The following is a 23,510-nucleotide window of genomic DNA, read 5'->3' as shown; positions in this document are numbered from 1 at the left end:
GGCAGATTTAAATTGATAGGTCCATAACCATATAAAGATGCCTTTATGTGAAGTCCAGCATCGACGTCGCAATTATAGTCCGATTTGTCGCAGCATTTCTTGCCCGCATTTATCGATGACAGCTCTGGCCCATATCACTATAGCCTCTATGTAAAGCGTTGACGCACAAGGGAGAAGAGCATGAGCGAAACGGATCAGCCGTCGAAATTCTGGAGCGATCTTCCCTATCATCGCCACTGGCTTCTTGGCCAGGCGCAAAGCCTGATGGATTTCTTCCAGTATCGCGCCATCAATCCCAAAGGCGGCTTTTACGACCTCGACGACGAGGGCCGCCCCTTGCCGGGCGCCAATCCGGTTCGCGGCATCCACGCCTCTGCCCGCATGGTCCATTGTTTCTCGATCGCCTACATGCTCGGCCGCCCCGGCGCCGGCGACCTGATCGACCATGGCATGAATTTCCTCTGGAACGGCCACCGTGACCAGAAACACGGCGGTTACGTCTGGTCGATGAATGATGATGGCCCTGCCGACACCAACAAGCAGGGATACGGCCACGCCTTCGTGCTGCTTGCCGCGTCTTCCGCCAAGGTCATCGGCCATCCGCTCGCCGACCGGATGCTGGCCGACATCACCGAGGTGCTCGAAACCCGGTTCTGGGACAAGCAACATGGTGCCATCGCCGAGGAATTCACGGCCGAATGGGGGCCGATAGACGGTGGTCTTTATCGCGGCCAGAACTCCAACATGCATCTCACCGAGGCGCTGATGGCAGCCTATGAGGCCACCGGCGAACAGCATTATCTGGACAAGGCGGAAAGCATTGCCGACCTCATCATCCGCCGCCTCGCCGGGGCGACCGCCTTCCGCGTCGGCGAACATTTCGACACAAGCTGGAACCTCAACCAGAATTATTATCACCCGGATGAAATGTTCCGCCCGGCCGGTACCACGCCCGGCCATGCGCTGGAATGGGCACGCCTGACGCTGCAGCTCTGGGTGCTTGGGGATAAGAAACACGCCTGGATGCCGGATGCGGCCAAAAACCTCTTCGTCCAGGCCATGTCACTGGGCTGGGACAAGGAAAAAGGCGGCTTCTTCTACACGCTCGACTGGGAAGACAAGCCGGCCAAGACCAACAAGCTCTGGTGGCCGATGTGCGAGGCCGCCGGTGCCGCCCACTATATCAACCAGCATCTGCCCCACGATCCGTTTTTCGAAGACAGCTACCGGCTGATCTGGAGCACCATCGCCAACCGTTTCATCGACCATAAAAACGGCGGCTGGCACGAGGAACTGACCGAAAATCTCGTTCCCGCCCACACGCTTTTTCCCGGCAAGGGCGATATCTATCACGCCTTCCAGGCCTGCCTCATCCCGCTCTATCCGGCGGATGGCAGCCTGACCAAGATGATCGCGGAAGCTGGCGGCGATCTTTCCGCCTGAGCAGGGTTCTCGCGGGCTGGGGCTCAAAGGCTTCCCAGCACCACGCGCATCTCGCTGACGACGTCAAAGCTGGTCCGGCACTCTTGCCGGGCCGCAAAACCATACCGCACAAGCGCATCATCCGCCGATATCACCGGCAGGCGACATGAGGCGTGAACCTCCAGAACCCCGGTTGCGGCAACGATATCCGCAACATTGGCCGCGGTAACGCCGCTGCCGGCCATGATCGAGATCCGGCGATCGGCCTGCTCGACAAGGCGGCTCAAAACAGTAACCCCGTCCGGTGCCTTCACCGCAAGCCCCGACGTCAATATCCGCTCGAACCCGAGTTCGATCGCCTGCTCCAGCGCCTCGTCCGGGTCAGGGACCAGATCGAAGGCCCGATGCAGCGTCCGGCCCATTCCGTTCGCCCGCTCCGTCAGCCCCCTCAGGAGATCGACATCAAGCCGCCCATCCGTCCGGCTGGCGCCGAGCACGACACCTGCAAGCCCGCAGGCACGTGCTGCATCGATATCGGCCACCATCACCTGCAGCGACGGTGCATCGAAAACGAAATCGCCAGCCCTCGGGCGGATCATCGCATAGACCGGCACCGGCGCCTTGGCCGCAAGCGTCATCAACCCCTTCGACGGGGTCAGGCCACCGACATCGAGCGCCGAACACAATTCAATCCGCTGCGCGCCGCCGCCGATCGCCGCAGCCAATCCCTCGGCGCTGTCGACACAGACCTCAAGCAGCACGGACATCGGACACTCCCTGCCGCGCCAGGACGGCCGCGCCCAGCAGCCCGCCATCCTCGCGACGAAGTGCCGGCACCAGCAACGGCCTGTCTAAACGGTTGAGGATCCGTGCCCGGACCGCTTCATCCAGGGCCGCAATCAACGCACCGGCCGAAGCAAGTCCGCCGCCGACCGGCACGATCGACGGGCCGACCGTGTTGATGGCAACCGCCAGCGGATCCGCCACAAGCTGCAGATAGGCCGCGATCGTTTCACCCGCTCGCACGTCCTTTGCCTGCCAATCCTCGATGATCCGGTAACTGCTGCGCTCTTCACCATGAAACAGCCCGTGCAGTTTCTCGATCCCCCGCGCCCCGCCGATCGTATCGACACAACCCGATTGGCCGCAGCCACAGGCAAACCGCGGCACATGAACCTGCCGGCCGCCGATTTCCACGCCGGTGTTCAACGCCGGACCATGCCCCCATTCGCCGGTCACGCCGCCAGCACCGCGCAGGATACGGCCATCGACCGCAATCCCGCCGCCAATCCCCGTGCCGATGATGATGCAGAACACCACGGCATGCCCTCGCCCCACTCCGTCATTGGCTTCCGCCAGCGTCAGGCAGTCGGCATCATTGGCGGCGAACACGGAGCGCCCGGTCACCGTGGAAATCGTCTCGGCAATCGGCAGCCCCGTGAGGCACGGAATGTTGGCCGAAAGCCCTTTCCCCGTCACCGGATCGACCAGCCCCGCCGTCGACAATCCCAGCGGCAATATCCTCGACGGATCGGCGTGATCCGCAAGTCGCTGCAGTGTATCGGCAAGCTCGCGCCAGTCCGCCTTCGGCACCGCCACCCGCTCCAGTTCCTCCACCTGCCCCGCTTCCCGCGAGATCCCGAACTTGATGAACGACCCGCCGATATCGGCACAGAGCACGGGCACGCCTTGCCCGATCTCATCGCGAAACGAAGAACCGGGCTGCATCATGCATTCCGCTCTGCAAGCCAGTCCCGGACGATCACCTCGTCCTCGGTCCCCAGCCCATGATTGGCATCCAGAACCTTCGCCGTCAGTTCGGCACCTGCAGACCGCAGTCGGTCTTCCAGTTCGCCGGCCAGCGGACCGTAAAAATCGTCGGTGGCACTCAACGACAGGATCTGCACAGCGGAAAGATCGACCACCGGCCGTTCCTCCAGCACATTCATCGAGCGCAGCAGGATGGCCTTGCCGATTGCCTCCGGACGAAGCTGCATCGTCGCGCCGAGCATGTTGCCGCCATTGGAATAACCGAGAAACGCGGTCCGCGCCGGATCCGTCCCATAGGCCGGGCCGATATCCTCTATGAAAGCGACGAAGGCGTCGGCCTCGGAGGCGATCTCCTTCTGGTCGAAGGTCGTCTGGCTGAAGCGGCGGAAGAAGCGCGGCGAGCCCTCATCCGTCGAGCGTCCGCGCAGCCCGATCAGCATCGCATTCGGTGCCACCTTGCGACCAAGCGGCAGCATCGCGGTCTCGTTTGTGCCGCTGCCATGCAGCAGCACCAGCGTCGTGCCGTCCCAATGCTCCGGCATGTGGATGCGATGCACGAAAGGCAGGTCGCGGTAGGTGATCCGCTCCTCGCCCGGCAAGCCGAATTGCGGCAGCATCACCTTCAGCGCGGCATGATCGGCCTTGAAGTGTTTCGGAATGAACAGTTCCGACCCGAGCGTTTCCAGCGTTTCGTCGGCGGTAAAGCCCGGCGCATCGGTCGCCACCTCGATCAGCGTTCCGCCCGGCTCGCGCACATAAAGTGAATAGAAATAATGCCGGTCATGGACATTGATGTCGCCTGCGCCTTCTTTCTCCAGAACGTGGTACAGATTGTCCACGGACTGGACGTCATTGGCACGCACCGCCACATGGTCGATCGTGCCCGTCCCCGGCGCCGCCGTCCAGAACCCGCCGGCATTGCGCACGTCGATGATCTGGCCGCTGTCCGAAACCAGCCGCTGGACGGCACCTTCACTGGCGCCGGCTTCGAAACCCGTATGCCGTGCGAGGAAACCCACGGTCTCGTCAGCCTTTTCCGACAGAATGGTCGCGCCGCGAATTCCGCGGATCGCATCCGCCTCGCTGATCCCGCCTTCGCTCCACCAGACCCAGCCGGCATAGTCATCGACACCGACCAGCTTGACGATGATCCCGTCCGGATCGGTCAGCCGCAGGACGGGCTCGCCGAATTCCTGTGTCGGCCCGGTCATCTTGACATTGCATTGCAGTGCCCGCGTCAGCCAGAAGCCGATCGCCTCGCGATCGATCGCAAAGCTGATCTCGCTCGGTGCCCCGTGCCCGACGCGGCCAAGAGAACCGTCCTCCCAGGCCAGAAACGTCACCAGCGAACCGGGCGTCGCCGCACCATCCCCGTAGAACAGATGCAGCTGCTGTGCATCCTCGAAACCGGCCGTGCGCTTGACCAGCCGCAGCCCCAGAAACCCGACATAGAAGTCGACATTCGCCTGGATCTTGCGGGTGATGGCGGTGATATGATGGATGCCGCTGGTCATTTCGTTTTACCTGTCTTCACTTCGGTTCGAGCGACATCATCAGGTTCGCAAGCAGCGCGGTGCGCGGTGCAAGGCTGCTGACGAAAATATATTCCTCGAATGTATGTGCCCCAGCACCATCCGCGCCGAGCCCGTCCAGCGTCGGCACGCCAAGTGCCGCTGTGAAATTGCCGTCCGAACCACCTCCGGTCACAACACCCTCGAGCGTGATGCCAAGTTCGGCTGCAATTTCAGCGGCGGCATCGAATAGCGTCACGCCGTCTTGCGACTGCGCGAATGGCGGCCGGTTCATCTGGCCTTCGATCTCGAAGGTAATGTCGGGATCGACCGGCTTCATCGCCGCGATCTTGCCGGTGATCTCGATGGCAGCCGTCTCGTCCGGCACCCGCACATCGACGACCATCCGGCATTCTGCCGGCACCGTGTTGCGGCCGGTTCCGCCGTGGATCGTGCCGACCGTCACCGTCACGCCACGCTCGGCATCATTCAGCGCCTCGAGATCCAGCACCAGCCGCGCGGCCGCACGAATGGCGCTGCGCCCGTCCTGCGGTCGCGTGCCGGCATGCGAGGCGCGTCCCCGGATGGTGATATCGTACATCGCCACGCCCTTGCGGCCGACGACGATCTTGCCGCCGTCACGAGCCGGTTCGACCACCAGCGTATAACCGGCGCTCGCCGCAAGCTTCTCCATGAAGGCGCGCGACGAAATGCTGCCGATTTCCTCATCCGGCACGAAGACCAGATCGATCGGCATCCGGCTGCCCTTGGCAACTGCGATCTTCAACGCCTCCAGCGCCATCAGCGCTCCGGATTTCATGTCGTAAATGCCCGGACCGTAAAGCTTGTCGCCATCGCGCTTCAGCGGCAGCTGCTTGGCGATCACCCCATGCGCATGCACGGTGTCGAGATGCGCCAGAACCAGAATGCTCTTTTCGTTGCTGCCCTCGGCACGCGGCGACCGCACCGCCAGAATATCGCCGAGCCCGAGCGTTCCCGGCAGCCGCTCGACGTCAAGCGCTGCCGCCCTTGCCGACTGTTCGACATGGTCGGCCAGCCGGTTGACGGCAGCCGCATCCTTCGATGGCGTCTCGATCTCGACCCAGCGAACGAGCTCCTCCAGCAAAACCCTGTCATCAATATCGGCCGCGGAAACGGAAATGGTCATCGAAATACCTCTGATATGTCACGCACTTGCTGAACGGGACTATAGCGACGAATGATGCGCGGGCAACGGCTGCGATCGCTTGCTACCGCTCGTTCACCAGATTGAGAATGAGCTGCTGGACATTGCCGCCATTGTTCATCTCGACCTTGTCGTAATCCCGGTGCCGCTCGCGGTTGCGGTTGGAGATCTCCCCGAGCCTGGAGGTGAGCTCCTGCCTTATCCGGGCGCATTTCGGATCGTTCGGCACCGACAGGCCCACGCTCACCGCCTCGATTTCCTTGACCATATCGACGATCATCTCGCCATGATGCAGCTCGTGGCGGCGCACGCCCTCGGTGAAAACCTGCCATTTGGCCTTGAGATTGTCCGGCAGCTTTCCCGCCCTCGGCAGCGTGTAGATCAGCGTCAGGCTCGGCTTTGCCGAAACCAGCGTGCAGGCCCCATCGGGTTGCGGTTCATACTTGCGGGACCACAGAAGCTTGAAATCGGTATGCGCAATGGTGCGCATGCCGCCGCCGACCAACGGTCCCTTCTCGCCGATCTGCGAATAAAGCTCGATCCCGGTAGAGCCACTCACCGTGTAGCTCTTCACCTGTTCGACCGGCGCCCACTGGGCACGTGCCACGGAGGGTGCCACCATCAGGGCGCCGATCAGGCCAGCGGTCTTCAACATCCAATGCACGGCACACCCCGAAAAGCTCGACTTTGTCCTGGCAAACGTCCTAGACGCTGGCCCACGGATTTTCAACGCGATCGTCGCGACGCCCTTTCTCTCGGAATGGACACGCGCCAGGTTGCGACATTTTCGACGATTGATAATCGGGTGACAAGCACGCTAACTTGTCATACATCTCAAGCAATAGCGCAGGAGCGCATCACCCCGGCCGGAACCGGGGGACCAAGCCCGGGAGGCACCATATCCATGAGCGAAGACCGTCACGCAGACCTCGCTGCATCTCCCAAGACCCGCGCCGTACAGTTAAGCGAAACGCTGCGCAAGGCCATTGCCGAAGGCCAGTTCCACCCGGGAACGCGGATGCCCAGCGAGGCGCAATTGACGCTCGCGCACGGTGTCAGCCGCACGGTTGTGCGTGAGGCGATCGCAGCATTGCGTGCCGATGGCCTGGTCGAAGCCCGCCAGGGTGCCGGCGTCTTCGTGCTGCAGGCGACGCCGACGCCGCCACCCTTCAACCTCACGCTCGGTCATATCGATCTCGCCCGCGTGTCCTCGATGATCGAGCTTTTGGAACTCAGGACAGCCGTCGAGGTGGAATCGGCCGGGCTTGCGGCACTTCGGCGTTCCCCGGCGCAGGAAGAAGTGATCATCGACCGCCACTATGCGGTGCGGGCCAGCCTCGACGCCAACCGGCCGACCAGCGAGGCGGATTTCGCCCTGCATCTGGCAATCGCCGACGCCACCAACAATCCGCGGTTCCGCGAATTCCTCACCATGATCGGCCGCAACGTCATCCCGCGCGCCGCCCTGCGCGATGACGACAAGGATGCCGACCAGTCCGGTTATATCAGCCTGCTCGTCGACGAACATCAGGCGATCGTCGCCGCCATCTCCAGCGGTGACGAAGAAGGCGCCCGCGATGCAATGCGCCAGCATCTCAAGGGCAGCCAGTTGCGTTACCGAAATCTCCTGCGCGCTATCCGCGAAGATGCCAGATAACTTGTTGACATAAGTCAGGCCAATTTGTACGACAATTCCTGTCTGGAGGAGACATTCGAGAGGAATTTTCATGATGACGCCTGATGAGATCAAGGCAGCGCTGGGCGCTGGCTTGCTGTCTTTTCCCGTTACCCATTTTGACGCCGAAGGCGAGTTTCAACAGGACAGCTACCAGCAGCATATCGAATGGCTGTCCGGTTTCGAGGCGCCTGTTCTCTTTGCCGCCGGCGGCACCGGCGAATTCTTCTCACTGTCGCCCGATGAAGTGCCGACAATCGTCCGCTCAGCCAAGGAAGCGTCCGGCAATACCGCGATCGTCTCCGGCTGTGGTTTCGGCACCCGTGTCGGGGTCGAGATGGCCAAAGCCGTTGAAAAGGCCGGCGCCGACGGCATCCTGCTGCTTCCGCATTACCTGATCGATGCACCGCAGGAAGGCCTCTATCAGCACGTCAGAAAGATCTGCCAGTCGGTCGGCATCGGCGTCATGGTGTATAACCGCGACAACTCGGTTCTGCAGGTCGATACCCTCAAGCGCCTCTGTGACGAATGCCCGAACCTGATCGGCTTCAAGGACGGCACCGGCGAGATTGGTCTTGTCCGACAGGTCACCGCCACGTTCGGCGACCGGTTGATGTATCTGGGCGGCATGCCGACAGCCGAGCTTTTTGCCGAAGCCTATCTCGGTGCCGGCTTCACCACCTATTCGTCGGCCGTCTTCAACTTTGTTCCCGGCCTTGCGGTCGAGTTCTACAAGGCGCTTCGCGCCGGCAACCGCACCCGTTGCGAGGAAATCCTCAGGGACTTCTTCTATCCGTTCATGGCGCTGCGTGCCCGCCGCAAGGGTTATGCAGTCTCGGCCATCAAGGCCGGCGTGCGCCTGCAGGGTTTTGCTGCCGGCAAGGTCCGCCCGCCGCTTGACGACCTGACGCAGGAAGAAGAGCAAATGCTTCTGAAGCTGATCGGCAGTCACAGAAGGTAATGGCGATGAAAATCAGCGCGGTCCGCACTCATCTGCTCGAACACAGGCTCGACGTCGCCTTCGAAAGCGCTTCCATGCGCTTCGACCGTCGCGCCCATGTGCTCGTCGAGATCGAATGCGACGACGGCACGATCGGCTGGGGCGAATGCCTCGGCCCGGCCCGGCCGAATGCCGCGGTCGTCGCCACTTATGCGAACTGGCTGATCGGCGAAAATCCGCTGGAAACCGAAAAAATCTGGGCGCGCCTCTATAATGCCCTGCGCGACCAGGGCCAGCGCGGCCTTGCCGTCACGGCACTCTCGGGCATCGACATCGCGCTCTGGGACATCAAGGGCAAACATTTCGGCGTGCCGGTTTCGATCCTGCTCGGCGGGCGGTTCCGCGAGACGATCCGCGCCTATGCGACAGGCAGCTTCAAGCGCGACGGTGTCGATCGGGTGGAGGACAACGCCACCGACGTTGCCCGCTACCGGGCGGAAGGTTTTCACGCCACCAAGATCAAGATCGGTTTTGGCGTCGAGGAGGACCTTCGCGTCATCCGCGCCGTGCGCGAGGCGGCCGGACCGGACATGCGGCTGATGATCGATGCCAATCACGGCTATGACGCGATCGAGGCAATCAGGCTCGGCAATGCGGCCGCCGAATACGGTATCGACTGGTTCGAGGAACCGGTGGTGCCGGAACAACTCGCCGCCTATCGCGAGGTCCGTGCGAAACAGCCTATCCCCGTAGCCGGCGGCGAGACATGGCACAGCCGCTGGGGCATGCGCGAACCGATCGAGACACGCGCTATCGACATCATTCAACCGGATCTCGCCGGCGTCGGCGGTTTCACCGAGGCCAAGCGCGTTGCGGACCTGGCAGCCCTGCACGGCATCCGCGTCGTGCCGCATGTCTGGGGCACCGCCGTCCATATAGCCGCCGCGCTTCAGTTCATGGCGGCAATGATCCCGAGCCCCGTCCGCGTCAACCCGATCGAACCGATCCTCGAATTCGACCGTACCGACAATCCCTTCCGTCAGGCGGTGATCAAGACGCCGATAGAACACGATCGCGGCGTGGTGCAGATCCCGAACGGTCCCGGCCTCGGCATCGAGATCAACCGCGATGCATTGAGAGAATTCAGGATGCCCGACGACAAGGGGATCGCCTGATGCTCACCCGCACCCTCTCCGGTCCTGCTCCGAAAACGAAGCTGCCCGCGGGTGCGGTCGACAGCCAGATGCATATGTATCTGCCGGGATACCCGTCGCTTCCCGGCGGTCCGGGCCTGCCGGCAGGCGCCCTGCCCGATCCGGATCAGTACCGCCAACTGATGACATGGCTCGGCATAGACCGGGTCGTCATCACCCAGGGCAATGCGCATCAGCGCGACAACGCCAATCTTGTCGCCTGCCTCGGGGCGATGGGCGAGAGAGCCCGCGGTGTCGGCGTCATCGACACGGCCACCAGCGATGCCGAGATGGAGTTCCTGACCGCCGCCGGTATTGTCGGCGCGCGTATCATGGACCTGCCGGGCGGCGCGGTCGGCCTTGCCGATCTCGAAGCCGTCGATGACAAGGCCGCCGCCCATGACTGGATGCTCGCGGTCCAGTTCGATGGCAGCCACATCCTCGACCACGAGACGCGGCTCGCAAAACTCAAGTCACGCTGGGTGCTCGATCACCACGGCAAATTCTTTTCGTGCGCAGTCCCCGATGGCGACGAGATCGCCGCCGTCAAACGGCTGATCGATGGCGGCAAATGCTGGTTCAAGTTCGCCGGCGTCTACGAATCGTCGAAAGCGGGTGGCCCCGCCTACGAAGACGTGGCGGCGGTTGCGCGCGAGCTTTCGGCCTACGCCCCCGAACGCATCGTCTGGGGCACCAACTGGCCGCATAATCTGGCCCGCGAGCAGGCCGATTATCCGGATGATGCCGCACTGACAGATACCGTACTTGGCTGGCTGCCGAACGAAGCCGCCTTGCAGCTTGCCCTCGTGAACAACCCGGAAGACCTGTTCGGTTTTCCGGCATGGAGTGCATCGACGCGTTGATTTTTTGAAACCGCCGACGCGTGGAGGCGCCGGCACCTTGGAGGAGGAAGACATGAAAATCACCAAAGCTCTGGGACTGGCGCTGAGCCTCGCCCTCGCAGCAACCACGGCCATTTCGATGGCCCCGGCAGCCCATGCGCAGCAGGTCACCCTGCGTTCCGCCGACATCCATCCGGATGGCTACCCGACCGTCGACGCGGTCAAATATATGGGTGATCTCGTCAAGGAGCGCACCGGCGGCCGCATCAGCATCCAGGTGATGAACAACTCGATGCTCGGTGGCGAAAAGGACACGATCGAGCAGACCCGTTTCGGCGTCATCGACATGAACCGGGTCAATGCCGCACCGTTCAACAACCTGATCCCCGAAACGGTGGTTCTTGGCCTGCCTTTCCTGTTCCGCTCGACCGACCATATGCACAAGGTCGTCGACGGCCCGATCGGCGACAAGATTTTGGCCGCCTTCGAACCGCACGGCCTGATCGGCCTTGCCTATTACGACTCGGGCGCCCGCTCCTTCTACACGACCAAGAAGCCGGTCGAGAAACTCGCCGACCTGAAGGGCCTGAAGATCCGCGTCCAGCAGTCGGATCTGTGGATCGCCATGATGCAGGCCTTCGGCGCCAACCCGACCCCGATGCCGATGGGCGAGGTCTATTCCTCGCTGGAAACCGGTGTCGTCGACGGGGCTGAAAACAACTGGCCTTCCTACGAATCCGCCCGCCATTACGAAGTGGCGAAGAACTACACGCTGACCCAGCATTCGATGAACCCGGAAATCCTCGTCATGTCCAAGGTCTCCTGGGACAAGCTGACCCCGGACGACCAGAAGGTCATCCGCCAGGCCGCCAAGGATTCGGTCGTCAAGATGCGCGAACTGTGGACCGCCCGTGAAAAGTCTTCGGAGGAGAAGGTCCGTGCCTCCGGCGTCAAGGTCATGGAGGTCAACAAGGAAGAGTTCTCCGCCGCGATGAAGCCGGTCTACGACAAGTTCGTCACCGACGCGGCAATGAAGCAGCTTCTGACCGATATCCAGGCCGTGAAATAACACCAGAAACGAAGACCGGCTCCTGATGGGGCCGGTTCTTGCTTGAATGCAGGCATACCCACAGCCGTCATCCTCGGGCTTGTTCCAAGGATCTGATCACATCGAAAAACATGAGACCACAGCAGATCCTCGGGACAAGCCCAAGGATAACGGCGAGCGGGAACTCGGCTGTAGCAGAGATCAACCGGCACCGGGGGAAATCGCCGGATCGAGGAGGAACGAAACAATGCGAAACTTCATGCTTGCAATAAAACCCGCACTCGGCGCGGTCAGCCGCTTGTTACTCTGGATCGCCGGGATCGGCATGATCACCATGACGTTGATCGTCGGCTGGCAGGTCTTCAGCCGCTATATATTGAACGACAGCCCGAGCTGGTCGGAGCCGCTGTCGCTTTACCTTATGTCCTGGTTCATCATGCTGGGGGCGGCCGTCGGCGTGCGCGAAAGCGTCCATCTCGGCCTCGATATCGTCCGCTACGTCATGCCGCCGCCGATACAAAAGGCAATGGACCTTCTGAGCCTCGGCCTGATCGTGTTGTTCGGCATCGGCATGGCCTATTATTCGGTCCTGCTTGCCGCCGGCACATGGACCGCCCGCATCCCCGTTCTCGGCTGGCCCGGCGGCACGGATTTCTTCCCGATGATCGCCGGCGGCGCAATGATCACCATCTTTTCACTCGAACGGTTCATCGACGTCGCGATCGGCGAGGAAGTCGCTGCCGACGTGCTTGTTCAGGAGGCCGCATAATGGCCTATACGATCCTTTTCGCTTCCTTCACCTTCCTGATGATCATCGGCATGCCGATCGCGTTCTGCCTCGGCATCTCATCCTTCGCGACGGTGCTTTATCTCGGCCTGCCGCCGATCGTCGTTTTCCAGCAGCTGAATTCCGGCATGAACGTTTTTGCCATGATGGCGATCCCGTTCTTCATCTTTGCCGGCGACCTGATGGTGCGCGGCGGCATCGCGACAAGGTTGATCCGCTTCGCCGCCGGCCTTGTCGGCCACATGCGCGGTGGCCTCGGCCAGGTCAACGTCGTCGCCTCGACGCTGTTCGGCGGCATTTCCGGTTCTGCCGTGGCAGACGCGTCTGCCGTCGGCGGGCTGATGATCCCGCAGATGGCGGCCCGCGGTTATGACCGCGACTATGCCGTCAACGTCACCGCCAATGCCGCCATCATCGCCCTGATGATCCCGCCATCGCATAACATGATCCTCTATTCGATCGCCGCCGGCGGCAATGTCTCGGTCGCCGATCTCTTCACCGCTGGCATCGTCCCGGGCTTGCTGCTCGCCGCAGCGCTGATGTTCACCGCGTGGTGGGTCGCGGTGAAGCGCGGTTATCCGGCCGATGCCTTTCCGGGCTTTGCTCGCGTCGGTTATTACCTTGCCGCCTCGCTCCCCGGCATTCTTTTGATCGGCATCATCTTCGGCGGCGTTCGTTCCGGCGTCTTCACCGCCACGGAAAGCTCCTGCATTGCCGTGCTCTACGCTTTCCTGGTCGCCATGCTGGTCTATCGAGAGCTGAATTGGGAGGGTTTCGTCGAGGCGGTCATGGGTGCGGTGCGCACCACGGCCATGGTCCTGCTCGTCATCGGCACGGCCGCATCCTTCGGCTGGCTGATGGCCTTCCTGCAGGTGCAGACGCTGATCATCGCCGCAATCAGCGCCATCTCCGACAACCCGATCATCGTGCTCCTGATGATCAACGTCATCCTGCTCGTGCTCGGTACCTTCATGGACATGGCACCGATGGTCATCATCGCAACGCCGATCCTGCTTCCGGTGGTGAAAGCCTTCGGCATCGACCCGGTCCATTTTGGTGTCATCATGATCCTGAATGCCGGCATCGGCCTGAACACGCCGCCGGTCGGGACCGTCCTCTTCGTCAGTTGCGCGGTCGGCGGCATATCGATCCGCGAAGCGATGCGGACGATCTGGCCATTCTTCGGCGCAAGCCTGCTTGTGCTGATGCTCGTGACCTACATCCCGGCACTGTCGCTCTGGCTGCCAGCCGTGTTCAGGTAGCGCCGCCTGAACTCCACACAGACCACCAGATCCCGCTCCGGCGGGATCTGTCGTTTCAGCATCCTGCCCACATCAAGAATTGGTGGTTCACGCGTCCCGCCAAGCCCGTTATGGTCGCGTCATTGCATCGCTTGCCCATATGGATTTTGCCATGACCGATACTGTGACCAGCCGTTTCCTTCGTTACGTCGTCATCGACACCCAGTCCGACGCCGTTTCTCCCTCGCAGCCCTCGACAGCCAAACAGCTCGATCTCGGCCGGCTGCTTCTCCAGGAACTGCGCGACATCGGCATCAAGGATGCCGAACTCGACGAACACGGTTATGTCTACGCCACGATCCCGTCGAATACCGGCAAGAACAATGTCCCGGTCATCTGCTTCTGCGCCCATATGGATACCGCACCGGATTTTTCCGGCACCAACGTCAAGCCGCAGGTCATCCGCAACTATCAGGGCGGCGACATCACCCTTCCCGGCGAACCAAGCCGCGTCATCCTCCAGAGCGAACATCCGGAACTGAAAAAGCAGATCGGCAACGACATCGTCACCTCCGACGGCACCACGCTACTTGGCGCCGACGACAAGGCCGGCATTGCCGAGATCATGACGGCGGCGAAATTCCTCATCGACAATCCCGACATCAAGCATGGCGCGATCCGCATCCTCTTCACCCCCGACGAGGAAATCGCCCGCGGCGTCGAGAAGGTCGACCTGAAAAAGCTCGGCGCCGATTTCGGCTATACGCTGGACGGTGAGACCGCTGGCACGATCGAGGACGAGACATTCTCCGCCGATGCCGCCGAGATCCTCATCAAGGGCGTCGCCATTCATCCGGGCTTCGCCTATGGCAAGATGGAAAACGCCATCCGCATCGCCGGTGACATAATCGCAAAACTGCCGCGCGACATGGCGCCGGAAACCACCAAAGGCCGCGACGGCTTCATCCACCCGACCTCCGTCACCGGCACGATGGAAGGTGCAACGATCAGCCTCATCCTGCGCGATTTCACCACCGATGGGCTGAAAACCAAGGCCAACCTGCTGCAATCCGTGATCGACGAGGTGATGTTAGCCTATCCCGGTTCGTCACATGTGCTGAAGATCACCGAACAGTATCGCAACATGAAGGAAGTGCTCGATCAGCACCCGGAGATCGTCGACCACGCCATCGAAGCGATCAGCCGGGCCGGCATGACACCGGTACGCGGCAGCATACGCGGCGGCACGGATGGTTCGCGCCTCTCCTTCATGGGCCTGCCCTGCCCCAATATCTTCGCCGGCGGCCACGCCTTTCACTCGCCACTCGAATGGGTCAGCAGCCAGGACATGGAACGCGCCGTCAACACAATCGTCGAGCTGGCCAAACTCTGGGAAGAGCGCGCCTGAGCGCTCGCCTCTCACCTGAAATATCCGGTTTCAGGAAATTCGGGAACCGATCGGCAGCTCGATGGTAGGGTATGGGAAAGGTAATATTCCATGCCCCGCTACTATTTCCACCTCCGTTCGTCCTTCGACAGCTATGACGATGCCGAAGGGATCGAATTCATCGATGACGATGCAGCTTTGTGTGAAGCAAGGGCCGCGGCCCGCGAGCTCAGCGCCGATCGGCTGAGGCGCGGGCTTACCACTGCTGAAACGCTTTTTGAAGTTCAAGACGCCAGCGGCACCATTGTCGGAACCGTGCCGTTTCCCAAGACCTATGCCTGAGCAGCGCGTTCAGGCGTTAACTCCAAGCAACCGGATATACTCGCGTTCGCTCTCGCCGTAAGCATCGCTTGCGAAGGCTTCGAGCGCTGGCCGGTCCCGCACGATGATCATGGCGCGTTCGGAATAGATCAACTTACGGCCTTCCAGCATATGCAGAGCAGTTGTAACGCTGGGGCGTCGCACCGCCAGCATGATCGACAGGAATTCGTGGGTCAGGCTGATCTCGTCGCCATCGGTGCGATCGTGACACATCAATATCCACCGTGCCAACCGCTCGTCGATATGATGGACGGCATTGGAGAGCGAAGTATAGGCGCCCTGTACCGAAAGCGCCTGGACGTATTTGCCCAGAAGCGCCTTGAGCGCGCCATCTCCATTCAGAAACACCTTCAGCCTGCTTGCCGGAATGCGGTAGCCGTGACCCTGCACCTGCATGAAGATCGAGAACGGATCCGTGCCCGCATCCAGCACCACGGCCGCCGGCGTCATTCCGTCGCGACCGAAAATACCGATCTCCGCGTGCTGTCCCAGCGGTGACCGGGCGACGATCGAGGCTATACCGGTTTCGGGAAAATAGGCGTAATCGGCCTCCGCATGCGGCTCGGAAAGTTCGAACCCGCGTGGAAGATCGATAAATTCGAGATTTTCGGAGAGTGCAGAAAAGCTGTCAGGTGGCATGAGCCGCAGCAGATTGTTGCGGACCGCCGTTTGCCGAATATCACCCATCGCTCATCCTTGATAGAAGAACACGGCCTGCTCGGCTTCCCCTGAAACGAGACGTCTCCGCTTGATTTGAACGATTTCCATCTATGACCATAGAATGGGCGACACAACCCGGCTGGACCACTCGGTACGGTATCGGACCAAGGGGTACACGGGCGTAAAAACCGTTTAACTAATCAGTATCTTGTCCTGTCAGAGATTCGAATTGCCTGATAAGCTCATATTGCTTCTGGAAGACCAGCCGCTGATCTCGCTCGATATCGAGGAAGCGCTTGCTGACAGGGGTATGCTTAATCTCGTCACGCTCCGCTCCCAGAAAGACGCACTTGCCTGGTTGGCGGATATGTCACCCGATTTCATACTGCTCGATCTTTATCTGGACGACGGCGACAGTCAGCCGGTCCTCTCCCATATCCAGCAAAACCGCATCCCATTCATGATCTATTCGGGAAGCGAAAGACCTTCGGAATGGGACGCGGCATTGTTTGATGGCAGCGAATGGATGAGCAAGCCCACAGATCCGCATGATCTGGCAGACCGCATCCGCATCCGGCTGGCAGACGGCTAGAAGCGGTCTTCCGAAAGTTGATCTCGGTTTGGCGGGATCAAGGCTGGCACAAAAAGCGACACGCGGCAGGCAAACCTGAAAGGCGAGGACGTTGATCACGCCGATCGCAGCGTCAGATCGTCGAGACTGCCGAACAGCCGATGATATTCGCGCTCTGCGCCGCCATAGGAATCGGCTGCAAAACGTTCGAGCGCCGGCCTGTCCCTGACAATGATCGTGCCGCGATGCGAATAGATCAGCTGCTTGCCCTCAAGAACATGAAGAGCGACAGTCACGCTCGGACGGCGAACCGACAGCATGATCGCCAAAAACTCATGCGTCAGGTCGATCGCATTGCCGTCGACCCGGTCGTGACACATCAATATCCAGCGCGCCAACCGCTCGTCGACCGGATGGATGGCGTTTGACAGGGCCGTGAAGGCAGTCTGGCTCAGCGCCACATGCGCCCACCGCGTCAGCATCTGTTTGAGGTCTGGCAGGCTTTCCATCATCTGACGCATCATCCCGATCGGGACACGCACACCATGACCAGGGACCTGCATGACGACCAGATAAGGCGCATCGGTGGCGCCGAGTGCGATGCCGGCCGGGCTCACACCTTCGCGCCCCAAAAGCCCGATCTCAGTCCGTTTGCCCGAGGGTGACGTGACGACGGTCGATATCACGCCCGAGAGCGGGAAATAACAATATTCGAGCGGCTCTCCGGGCGCAGACAGCACGAAGCCTTGCGGAAGATCGATAGGTTCCAAGACAGGTTTCAAGGCTGCGTATTCATCGCGGGCAAGAAGCGCCAAGAGCTTGTTCTGGTTTCGCATATCCATCCTATTCCTTCTTATCCTCTTTGGTTCATACAACTCGGTTTTCGCCCGTCTCCACTGAGCGAATTTCTCCTCTTACAGAACCGCGCATGGCTGTTTATCGACACGATCAGCCATGTGGCGGGCGCTTCGATAACGGCTTCCCTCACTTGAAGTTCCCGATTGAAGACACCACCTCATGGTTGCCGGTCGCCTGATTGGGACCAGCAAGACGACTTCCGCAGCGTCTACCGACCATGTTGCTTGATGAGGATATGGTGCGACGAAGGCTTGATCCCCTGTAGTGCCCGCCTGATATGGCGGAGCGCCGTCCATGATCCTTGTCCAAGACCAACCCGGGCCGCTGTGAGGTCGCCTGAAACCATCCGCGCTGGCCACCGATATCAGGATCGGAAGAAGCATCAGCGGTTGTAATTGGTGTGTTGCGTCTGGAGATTACGATGAGACAGGATCCGTATGAAATATTGGGCGTAAAGCAGGACGCGTCGCAAAAGGACGTCCAGAACGCTTTCCGCAAACTCGCCAAGAAATATCACCCCGATCTCAATCCCGGCGATTGCAAGGCGGAGGACATCTTCAAGGAGATATCGGCCGCCAACGAAATCCTCGGCGACGAGAGCAAGCGTTCCCGTTTCGACCGCGGCGAGATCGATATCAACGGCGTCGAGCGCGCACCATTCCAGCAGCAGCGCGAATATGCCGGCGCCGATGGCGGCGATGCATTTTTCGATCAGGGCGGGTTTTCGCAATTTGGCGGCTTCGACGATATTTTCGCCAGCTTCATGTCGCGACGTGGCGGCGGTCCCGCCAGTTCCCCGTTTGGCGGCTCACAATTTCGCACCGGCGGCGGCGACGTCCACTACACGATGGAAGTCGGTTTCCTCGACGCGATCAACGGCACGACAACCGGCATCTCGCTCGATGCCGGCACATCGCTCGATGTGAAGATCCCGGCGGGCACCCGCGACGGGCAGATCCTCAGACTGCGCGGCAAGGGCGCCAAAGGTTCGGCAAAAAGTCAAACCGGCGACGCGCTGATCGAGGTGAAGATCAAGCCGCATTCGTTCTTCAAGCGTGACGGCGACGACATCCGTGTCGAGGTGCCGATCACCATCAGGGAGGCTGTGCTCGGCGGCAAGGTCAAGGTGCCGACGCCGGCGGGTTACGTGAACCTCAACCTGAAGCCGGGCACCAATACCGGAACCGTCCTGCGCCTCAAGGGCAAAGGGGCTCAGGGAGACGGCGGCAGGCACGGCGATGTGCTCGTGTCGGTCAAGATCGTCCTTCCGGAAAAGCCGGATGCCGACCTCACCCGCTTCATGGAAACCTGGTCTGAACACGCTGCCGGCGATCCGCGGCGCCATCTCAACCTTTAACGCCGCCGTCTTAACCTTCAGGCCCACCGTCTTAACCTTCAGGAAAGACGGAACTTTGTACTCCGTCACACGTCTTGTAAGACGAAAGCCACGGTTGAAACATCCGGCCCGGTCAGTATCCTGACCGGAGCTGGAAATGCATCTGTTAGGATAAGATGACTGAAACTGATTTTCTGAATGACCGTCCGACGATCCTCCTTATCGAGGATGACCTGCTACTCGCGATGGATATGGAAGATCATCTACTGCAAACCGGTCACAAGATCGTCGGCCCCTTCGGTTGCATTCTCGACGCTCTGGACGCGATCCCGCGCAATGATCTTGCCGGTGCGATCGTCGACCTCAATCTTCATGGGGAATTGTCGTTCCCGGTCATCGAGGCACTCCAGGAGAGAGAGGTTCCCGTAATCATCTGCAGCGATAACGCGGAATTGCCGGACTTGAAAAACGGCCTTAAAGACCTCCCCATGCTGCCGAAGCCGTGGAATAGCCAGAAGCTCAACCGACTGATGAAGGAAACATTCGGCGCTCGCAGCAATGCCTGAAGTCCCGGCATCGGCCGCCGGCGGATCACCACCTCACGAGACGCCGGAAAACTTCTGCGCCACCCAATAACCGACGACCGCCGCAAATCCGGTGAGGCAGGTGCCCCAAGCCATGTCGACGGCACTCACGAGCGGTGACCAGTTCTTCAGCGTCGCCATATTGGTCATGTCATAGGTGCCATACGCGATGAAGCCGAGAATACCTCCGGCGACAGCCGCCGTCGTCCAGCTTCCCGATACCAGTGCCGGCTGCACGGCGAAATAAACGATCCCCGCCACGTAGAAGAGATAGAACAGGCCCGCTGCGATGAAATTCGGCTGGTTCAGCAAAAGCTCGCCGATCCTGCTGCGATAAAAGCCGATCGCAACCGTGCCGAGCCAAAGGAAGTCGAGCCCTAGAAATGCGATGGCGGTGCCGAGATAGGCGAGAATATAGGCCATCACATTCCCCGTTCGTCAGATCTTGAGGATTGGCTGCATCAGTCGAACGATCCAGCTCGAAAATTTCAGCGGCGCCTCGGTGACGGCAAGGCAGATGCAGTCCTCGCCTTCCGTCGCATGCGGCGTATGCAACAGGTCGCCATCGGCTTCCTCGATATCACCGCGCGCAAACAGATCATCGCCGTCGCGGAAACTTCCGGTCAGCACCAGGGTCAGCTCCCGTCCTTCATGCGTATGTTCCGGCACCGGTTTTCCGGCGGGAATTCGCAGCAGTCTTACTTGGGTGTCGCGATCGCCGGTATCGATCAGGATCTGGTAGGCGCCGCGCCCGAGCGCCCGCCATTTGAGATCGGCCAGATCGCCACCCACATAGGAACGCAAGGGTTCGGGAAGCACGGCCACCTTGCGCTCGCCGGATGGATGCCTGGATGAAGGCCCAGATGAAGGCGATGTGACGTCCTCGGCCTTCAGGTCGAGAGCACCGGTTTTGAACCGCGCCCACGCCTCGTCCTCGTTACCGCTTTGAGCTGCCTTGTCGAGAAGCGCCCCGGCAGCCCCCTCGATTGTTGCAAGGCGCTGCCGACATTCGGGGCAAAGCGCCAGATGGCTTGCGACGACGAGGCTCCAGCCTTCGCCGAGGCTCCCCGACGCGTAGTCGACCAGGAAATCGTCGCTAAGGTGGTGCTTGACGCTCATAGCCGGCCATCCAGTGCTGAGCGCAGCTTCTCGCAGGCAAGCCGGATGCGCGATTTCACCGTGCCGAGCGGAACACCGAGATCATGCGCGATCGTTGCATGCGACGCTTCGTCGAAAAATGCACGCCTCAACACATCGAGCTGTTCGGCAGGCAGCGTCGCCATTGCGCCGCGCAGCAACTGGGCTTCCTGAAGCTGCTGGAATTCCTGATCCGCCGGCGGAACGTCATCCGCCACGAAGGCCGGATCATTGATGTCGAATTCCGGCCGTTTGCGCCGAAAGGCATCGATCCTGATGTTTCGCGCGATCGTGTAGATCCAGGCTGAGACATTGCCGCGGGCAGGATCGAACTGTGCGGCCTTGTTCCAGACGGCCGTCATGGTTTCCTGCATCAACTCCTCTGCCGCCTGACGATCCCGTGTCTTGGAAACCATGAAGGCGCGAATGCGTGGGGCGTAAAAGCGGAAAACGCCTTCGAACGCCTCGACGCTGCGCTCGCGCCCAACGATGGAAAGCAGCCGGACCATCTCGCCTTTCGCAAGATCGTCGACCGACAAGCCATCGAAATTCTTGTTTTTCATCCCGAGCCCATGCACCACGCGACCGCCCAGCCTTGCCGCTGCCGGTCGCATCTTTTGCCACTTATTAGGCGAGATAGGAATACTCAGGTTCATGGCAAGCATTACGCCGCGCCAAACAGGCCGGATCACGTCGCTTTCAGAAAAATTCCGCAGATCCAGTTGGCACCCAGTCTCGTAGTCATGCTCAGATATATGAGAAGATTGAGGGATGAGGACTTTGGCCGGGATGAAATCACCCCAGACGGCGCGAGTGGCGGTCATCGGATCGGGCGTCAGCGGCCTGTCGGCCGCATGGCTGCTATCGAAGACCAGGGACGTGACGCTTTATGAAAGCGCCGACCGGCTGGGCGGCCACGCCCATACGGCGACGGTTTCGCTTGGCGGGCGCAGCGTCGCCGTCGATACCGGCTTCATTGTCTATAACGAGGTCAACTATCCCAATCTGGTGGCGCTTTTCGATCATCTGAACGTGCCGACGCTGAACTCGGACATGTCCTTTGCCGCCTCTATGGACGGCGGCGGTTTCGAATATAGCGGAACTAGCCTGAAGGGCCTCATCGGCCAGAAACGAAACCTGCTTCGTCCGCGTTTCTGGAAAATGCTGCGCGACGTCCTCAAATTCTACAGGCAGGCCCCGGCCCTGCTCGATCGCCCCGAGACCCAGAACTTGACGCTTGGCCAATACCTGCGCCAGGAACGCTATTCCGCCGCCTTCATCGATGACCACCTGATCCCGATGGGCGCCGCGATCTGGTCAACGACGGCACGCGAGATGCAGGATTACCCACTCCATGCGTTCCTGCGCTTCTTCGTCAATCACGGCCTGCTGCGCCTGTCCGGACGTCCGCAATGGCGCACGGTCGATGGTGGCAGCCGGGAATATGTCAGGCGTATCGCTGCCGATTTTGGCGGTACGATCAGGCTCAACGCGCCGGTTGTCTCGATCCGCCGCGACGCCAATGGCGTGACCGTCACCGATGCCGGCGGCAATGCGGATATCTTCGACGATGTCGTCATCGCAGCCCATGCCGACGAGGCACTTGCCATGTTGGCCGATGCGGGCGAACAGGAACGCAATCTGCTCGGCGCCTTCGGTTACACGCAGAACAGGGCTATATTGCACAGCGATCCGTCGCTGATGCCAAAATGCCGAAATGTCTGGTCGAGCTGGAATTACCTGAGCGGTCGCCGCGGCGCTGACAATCAGGCGCTGTGCCTCAGCTACTGGATGAACCAGCTGCAGAAACTCGACACCACCCAAGACCTGTTCGTCACGCTCAACCCCAATCGAGACCCACAGCCCGATCTCGTGCATGGCATCTATGATTATACCCATCCTCGCTTCGACGGCCGCGCCATAGCAGCTCAGAGCCGCCTGTGGGAATTGCAGGGCGTCAACCGCACATGGTTCTGCGGCGCCTATTTCGGCAGCGGATTTCACGAGGACGGGTTGCAGTCCGGTCTTGCGGTCGCCGAGGCACTCGCCGATGCGCGCCGCCCCTGGACGGTCGAAAACGAGTCCGGCAGGATCCATATCGCGAATTTCAGGCCCGAAACACGGGAAGCCGCCGAATGACAGAGACCTCCAGCCTCTACACCGGCGATGTCGTCCATTCGCGGCTGAGGCCGAAAAAGCATAACCTGCGCTACAGCGTTTTCTCGATGCTTCTCGATCTCGACGAATTGCCGGGACTTGATCGGTCCCTATGGCTGTTCTCCACCGACCGCTTCGGCCTTTTCAGCTTCTGGGAAAAGGATCATGGGTCCGGTCTCGAGAAAGACCTGAAGCCCTGGGTCGCACGACAGCTCGACGAGGCGGGTCTTGCAACGGACGAGCTACGGGTAAAGGTGCTCTGCTATCCGCGCATTTTCGGTTACGTCTTCAATCCGCTGACCGTCTATTTCTGCTACGGCCCAAACGATCATCTGCGCGCGATCATCTACGAGGTCTGCAACACCTTTCACGAACGCCATTCCTATATCATCCCGGTCTCGCCCAAGGCTGCAATCGATGACGGCACCGGCGCAGACGGTCTTGTCAGCCATTCCTGCGCCAAAAATCTCTATGTCTCGCCGTTCATTCCGATGGACTGCCAGTATGATTTCACCGTCCGCCCGCCCGCCGACAGGGTGCGCATCGCCATCAAGGAGTCCGACAAGGACGGCATGCTTCTCTACGCCATGTTCCAGGGTGCTCGAAAACCGCTGACCGACCGCACCCTCGCAATGGCATTCCTGCGTTATCCGCTGATGACGCTGAAGGTCACCGCTGCGATCCATTGGGAAGCTTTCAAACTCTGGGCCAAACGCGTGCCGATCCACCGTCATACCCGCGCAGCCGCTCCCCGCTCGGCCACTGTCGTGACGAGAAGCGAACCGTCTGAAACCCGCTGATCCGGCTTCCGGCCAGACGGCCTG

Annotated in this window: 25 protein-coding genes; 15 read left to right on the top strand and 10 right to left on the bottom strand. The window is 60.8% G+C overall.

Annotated elements, in window-relative coordinates; all coding sequences use genetic code 11:
• Positions 1-180: 180 nt before the first annotated feature.
• Complete coding sequence (locus AC2GXZ_RS04830; protein ID WP_483757967.1) at positions 181-1,443, top strand: AGE family epimerase/isomerase; 1,263 nt, start codon at positions 181-183, stop codon at positions 1,441-1,443.
• Between the two features lie 23 nt (positions 1,444-1,466).
• Here AC2GXZ_RS04830 and AC2GXZ_RS04825 read toward each other — a convergent pair whose 3' ends face one another.
• The 5 genes from AC2GXZ_RS04825 to AC2GXZ_RS04805 all read right to left on the bottom strand — a co-directional run bounded on the left by AC2GXZ_RS04825 (position 1,467) and on the right by AC2GXZ_RS04805 (position 6,544).
• Positions 1,467-2,189: a copper homeostasis protein CutC gene (locus AC2GXZ_RS04825; RefSeq protein WP_483757966.1), complete on the bottom strand. Its 723-nt coding sequence runs from the start codon at positions 2,187-2,189 to the stop codon at positions 1,467-1,469.
• Positions 2,173-3,150, bottom strand: a complete 978-nt coding sequence (locus tag AC2GXZ_RS04820; RefSeq protein ID WP_483757965.1) for an ROK family protein — start codon at positions 3,148-3,150, stop codon at positions 2,173-2,175. Before AC2GXZ_RS04820 ends, AC2GXZ_RS04825 begins: the two co-directional genes overlap by 17 nt.
• Positions 3,150-4,706, bottom strand: coding sequence for a VOC family protein (locus AC2GXZ_RS04815; protein WP_483757964.1), 1,557 nt, complete (start codon positions 4,704-4,706; stop codon positions 3,150-3,152). The genes AC2GXZ_RS04820 and AC2GXZ_RS04815 overlap by 1 nt, the downstream gene beginning before the upstream one ends.
• Positions 4,707-4,722: 16 nt before the next feature.
• Positions 4,723-5,871, bottom strand: a complete 1,149-nt coding sequence (locus tag AC2GXZ_RS04810; RefSeq protein ID WP_483757963.1) for a M20 family metallopeptidase — start codon at positions 5,869-5,871, stop codon at positions 4,723-4,725.
• An 82-nt stretch (positions 5,872-5,953) separates the two neighbouring features.
• Entirely contained in the window at positions 5,954-6,544 is a 591-nt protein-coding gene (locus AC2GXZ_RS04805) for a DUF922 domain-containing Zn-dependent protease (RefSeq protein WP_483757962.1), read from the bottom strand.
• Between the two features lie 249 nt (positions 6,545-6,793).
• On the opposite strand from AC2GXZ_RS04805, the gene AC2GXZ_RS04800 reads away from it, so the two are divergent.
• The 9 genes from AC2GXZ_RS04800 (at position 6,794) to AC2GXZ_RS04760 (ending at position 15,344) form a co-directional block, all read left to right on the top strand.
• Positions 6,794-7,546, top strand: coding sequence for a FadR/GntR family transcriptional regulator (locus tag AC2GXZ_RS04800; protein ID WP_483757961.1), 753 nt, complete (start codon positions 6,794-6,796; stop codon positions 7,544-7,546).
• Positions 7,547-7,619: 73 nt separating this feature from the next.
• Positions 7,620-8,525, top strand: a complete 906-nt coding sequence (kdgD, locus tag AC2GXZ_RS04795) for a 5-dehydro-4-deoxyglucarate dehydratase (RefSeq protein ID WP_483758270.1) — start codon at positions 7,620-7,622, stop codon at positions 8,523-8,525.
• Positions 8,526-8,530: 5 nt separating this feature from the next.
• Positions 8,531-9,679: a mandelate racemase/muconate lactonizing enzyme family protein gene (locus AC2GXZ_RS04790; protein ID WP_483757960.1), complete on the top strand. Its 1,149-nt coding sequence runs from the start codon at positions 8,531-8,533 to the stop codon at positions 9,677-9,679.
• Positions 9,679-10,560, top strand: a complete 882-nt coding sequence (locus tag AC2GXZ_RS04785) for an amidohydrolase family protein (protein WP_483757959.1) — start codon at positions 9,679-9,681, stop codon at positions 10,558-10,560. Before AC2GXZ_RS04790 ends, AC2GXZ_RS04785 begins: the two co-directional genes overlap by 1 nt.
• Before the next feature lie 118 nt (positions 10,561-10,678).
• Entirely contained in the window at positions 10,679-11,608 is a 930-nt protein-coding gene (locus tag AC2GXZ_RS04780; protein ID WP_483758269.1) for a TRAP transporter substrate-binding protein, read from the top strand.
• Positions 11,609-11,834: 226 nt separating this feature from the next.
• A complete protein-coding gene (locus AC2GXZ_RS04775) occupies positions 11,835-12,356 on the top strand; it encodes a TRAP transporter small permease (RefSeq protein WP_483757958.1) in 522 nt (173 codons plus the stop codon).
• Positions 12,356-13,636: a TRAP transporter large permease gene (locus AC2GXZ_RS04770; RefSeq protein ID WP_483757957.1), complete on the top strand. Its 1,281-nt coding sequence runs from the start codon at positions 12,356-12,358 to the stop codon at positions 13,634-13,636. Before AC2GXZ_RS04775 ends, AC2GXZ_RS04770 begins: the two co-directional genes overlap by 1 nt.
• A gap of 151 nt (positions 13,637-13,787) precedes the next feature.
• Positions 13,788-15,023, top strand: coding sequence for a peptidase T (pepT, locus tag AC2GXZ_RS04765; protein ID WP_483757956.1), 1,236 nt, complete (start codon positions 13,788-13,790; stop codon positions 15,021-15,023).
• Positions 15,024-15,113: 90 nt separating this feature from the next.
• Positions 15,114-15,344 (top strand): DUF6894 family protein, encoded by a 231-nt coding sequence (locus AC2GXZ_RS04760; RefSeq protein ID WP_483757955.1) that lies wholly within the window; start codon positions 15,114-15,116, stop codon positions 15,342-15,344.
• Between the two features lie 9 nt (positions 15,345-15,353).
• Here AC2GXZ_RS04760 and AC2GXZ_RS04755 read toward each other — a convergent pair whose 3' ends face one another.
• A complete protein-coding gene (locus AC2GXZ_RS04755) occupies positions 15,354-16,070 on the bottom strand; it encodes a Crp/Fnr family transcriptional regulator (RefSeq protein ID WP_483757954.1) in 717 nt (238 codons plus the stop codon).
• 202 nt (positions 16,071-16,272) lie between these two features.
• Here AC2GXZ_RS04755 and AC2GXZ_RS04750 point away from each other — a divergent pair, with 202 nt between their 5' ends.
• On the top strand, positions 16,273-16,635 hold the full coding sequence (locus AC2GXZ_RS04750; RefSeq protein ID WP_483757953.1) for a response regulator: 363 nt from the start codon (positions 16,273-16,275) through the stop codon (positions 16,633-16,635).
• A 95-nt stretch (positions 16,636-16,730) separates the two neighbouring features.
• On the opposite strand, the gene AC2GXZ_RS04745 is transcribed toward AC2GXZ_RS04750, so the two are convergent.
• A complete protein-coding gene (locus AC2GXZ_RS04745) occupies positions 16,731-17,456 on the bottom strand; it encodes a Crp/Fnr family transcriptional regulator (protein ID WP_483757952.1) in 726 nt (241 codons plus the stop codon).
• Positions 17,457-17,893: 437 nt separating this feature from the next.
• Here AC2GXZ_RS04745 and AC2GXZ_RS04740 point away from each other — a divergent pair, with 437 nt between their 5' ends.
• Positions 17,894-18,829 carry a DnaJ C-terminal domain-containing protein gene (locus tag AC2GXZ_RS04740; protein WP_483757951.1) on the top strand — a complete coding sequence of 312 codons (936 nt, stop codon included), beginning with the start codon at positions 17,894-17,896 and terminating at the stop codon, positions 18,827-18,829.
• 155 nt (positions 18,830-18,984) lie between these two features.
• Positions 18,985-19,374 (top strand): response regulator, encoded by a 390-nt coding sequence (locus AC2GXZ_RS04735; RefSeq protein WP_483757950.1) that lies wholly within the window; start codon positions 18,985-18,987, stop codon positions 19,372-19,374.
• A 33-nt stretch (positions 19,375-19,407) separates the two neighbouring features.
• On the opposite strand, the gene AC2GXZ_RS04730 is transcribed toward AC2GXZ_RS04735, so the two are convergent.
• Genes AC2GXZ_RS04730 through AC2GXZ_RS04720 form a run of 3 tightly spaced genes read right to left on the bottom strand, consistent with a single transcriptional unit; the run spans position 19,408 to position 21,092 of the window.
• Entirely contained in the window at positions 19,408-19,815 is a 408-nt protein-coding gene (locus tag AC2GXZ_RS04730) for a DUF2177 family protein (protein WP_483757949.1), read from the bottom strand.
• A gap of 15 nt (positions 19,816-19,830) precedes the next feature.
• Complete coding sequence (locus AC2GXZ_RS04725; RefSeq protein WP_483757948.1) at positions 19,831-20,511, bottom strand: ChrR family anti-sigma-E factor; 681 nt, start codon at positions 20,509-20,511, stop codon at positions 19,831-19,833.
• Positions 20,508-21,092, bottom strand: a complete 585-nt coding sequence (locus AC2GXZ_RS04720; protein WP_483757947.1) for a sigma-70 family RNA polymerase sigma factor — start codon at positions 21,090-21,092, stop codon at positions 20,508-20,510. Before AC2GXZ_RS04720 ends, AC2GXZ_RS04725 begins: the two co-directional genes overlap by 4 nt.
• A gap of 226 nt (positions 21,093-21,318) precedes the next feature.
• Between AC2GXZ_RS04720 and AC2GXZ_RS04715 the strand changes: the two genes are divergently transcribed.
• Both AC2GXZ_RS04715 and AC2GXZ_RS04710 read left to right on the top strand, forming a co-directional pair.
• A complete protein-coding gene (locus AC2GXZ_RS04715) occupies positions 21,319-22,668 on the top strand; it encodes an NAD(P)/FAD-dependent oxidoreductase (protein WP_483757946.1) in 1,350 nt (449 codons plus the stop codon).
• On the top strand, positions 22,665-23,486 hold the full coding sequence (locus AC2GXZ_RS04710) for a DUF1365 domain-containing protein (RefSeq protein WP_483757945.1): 822 nt from the start codon (positions 22,665-22,667) through the stop codon (positions 23,484-23,486). Before AC2GXZ_RS04715 ends, AC2GXZ_RS04710 begins: the two co-directional genes overlap by 4 nt.
• The last annotated feature ends 24 nt before the right edge of the window (positions 23,487-23,510 follow it).

The sequence above is a fragment of the Aliirhizobium sp. YIM B11859 genome (genome assembly GCF_057163345.1).
This window is presented reverse-complemented; position numbering and strand designations above follow the sequence as displayed.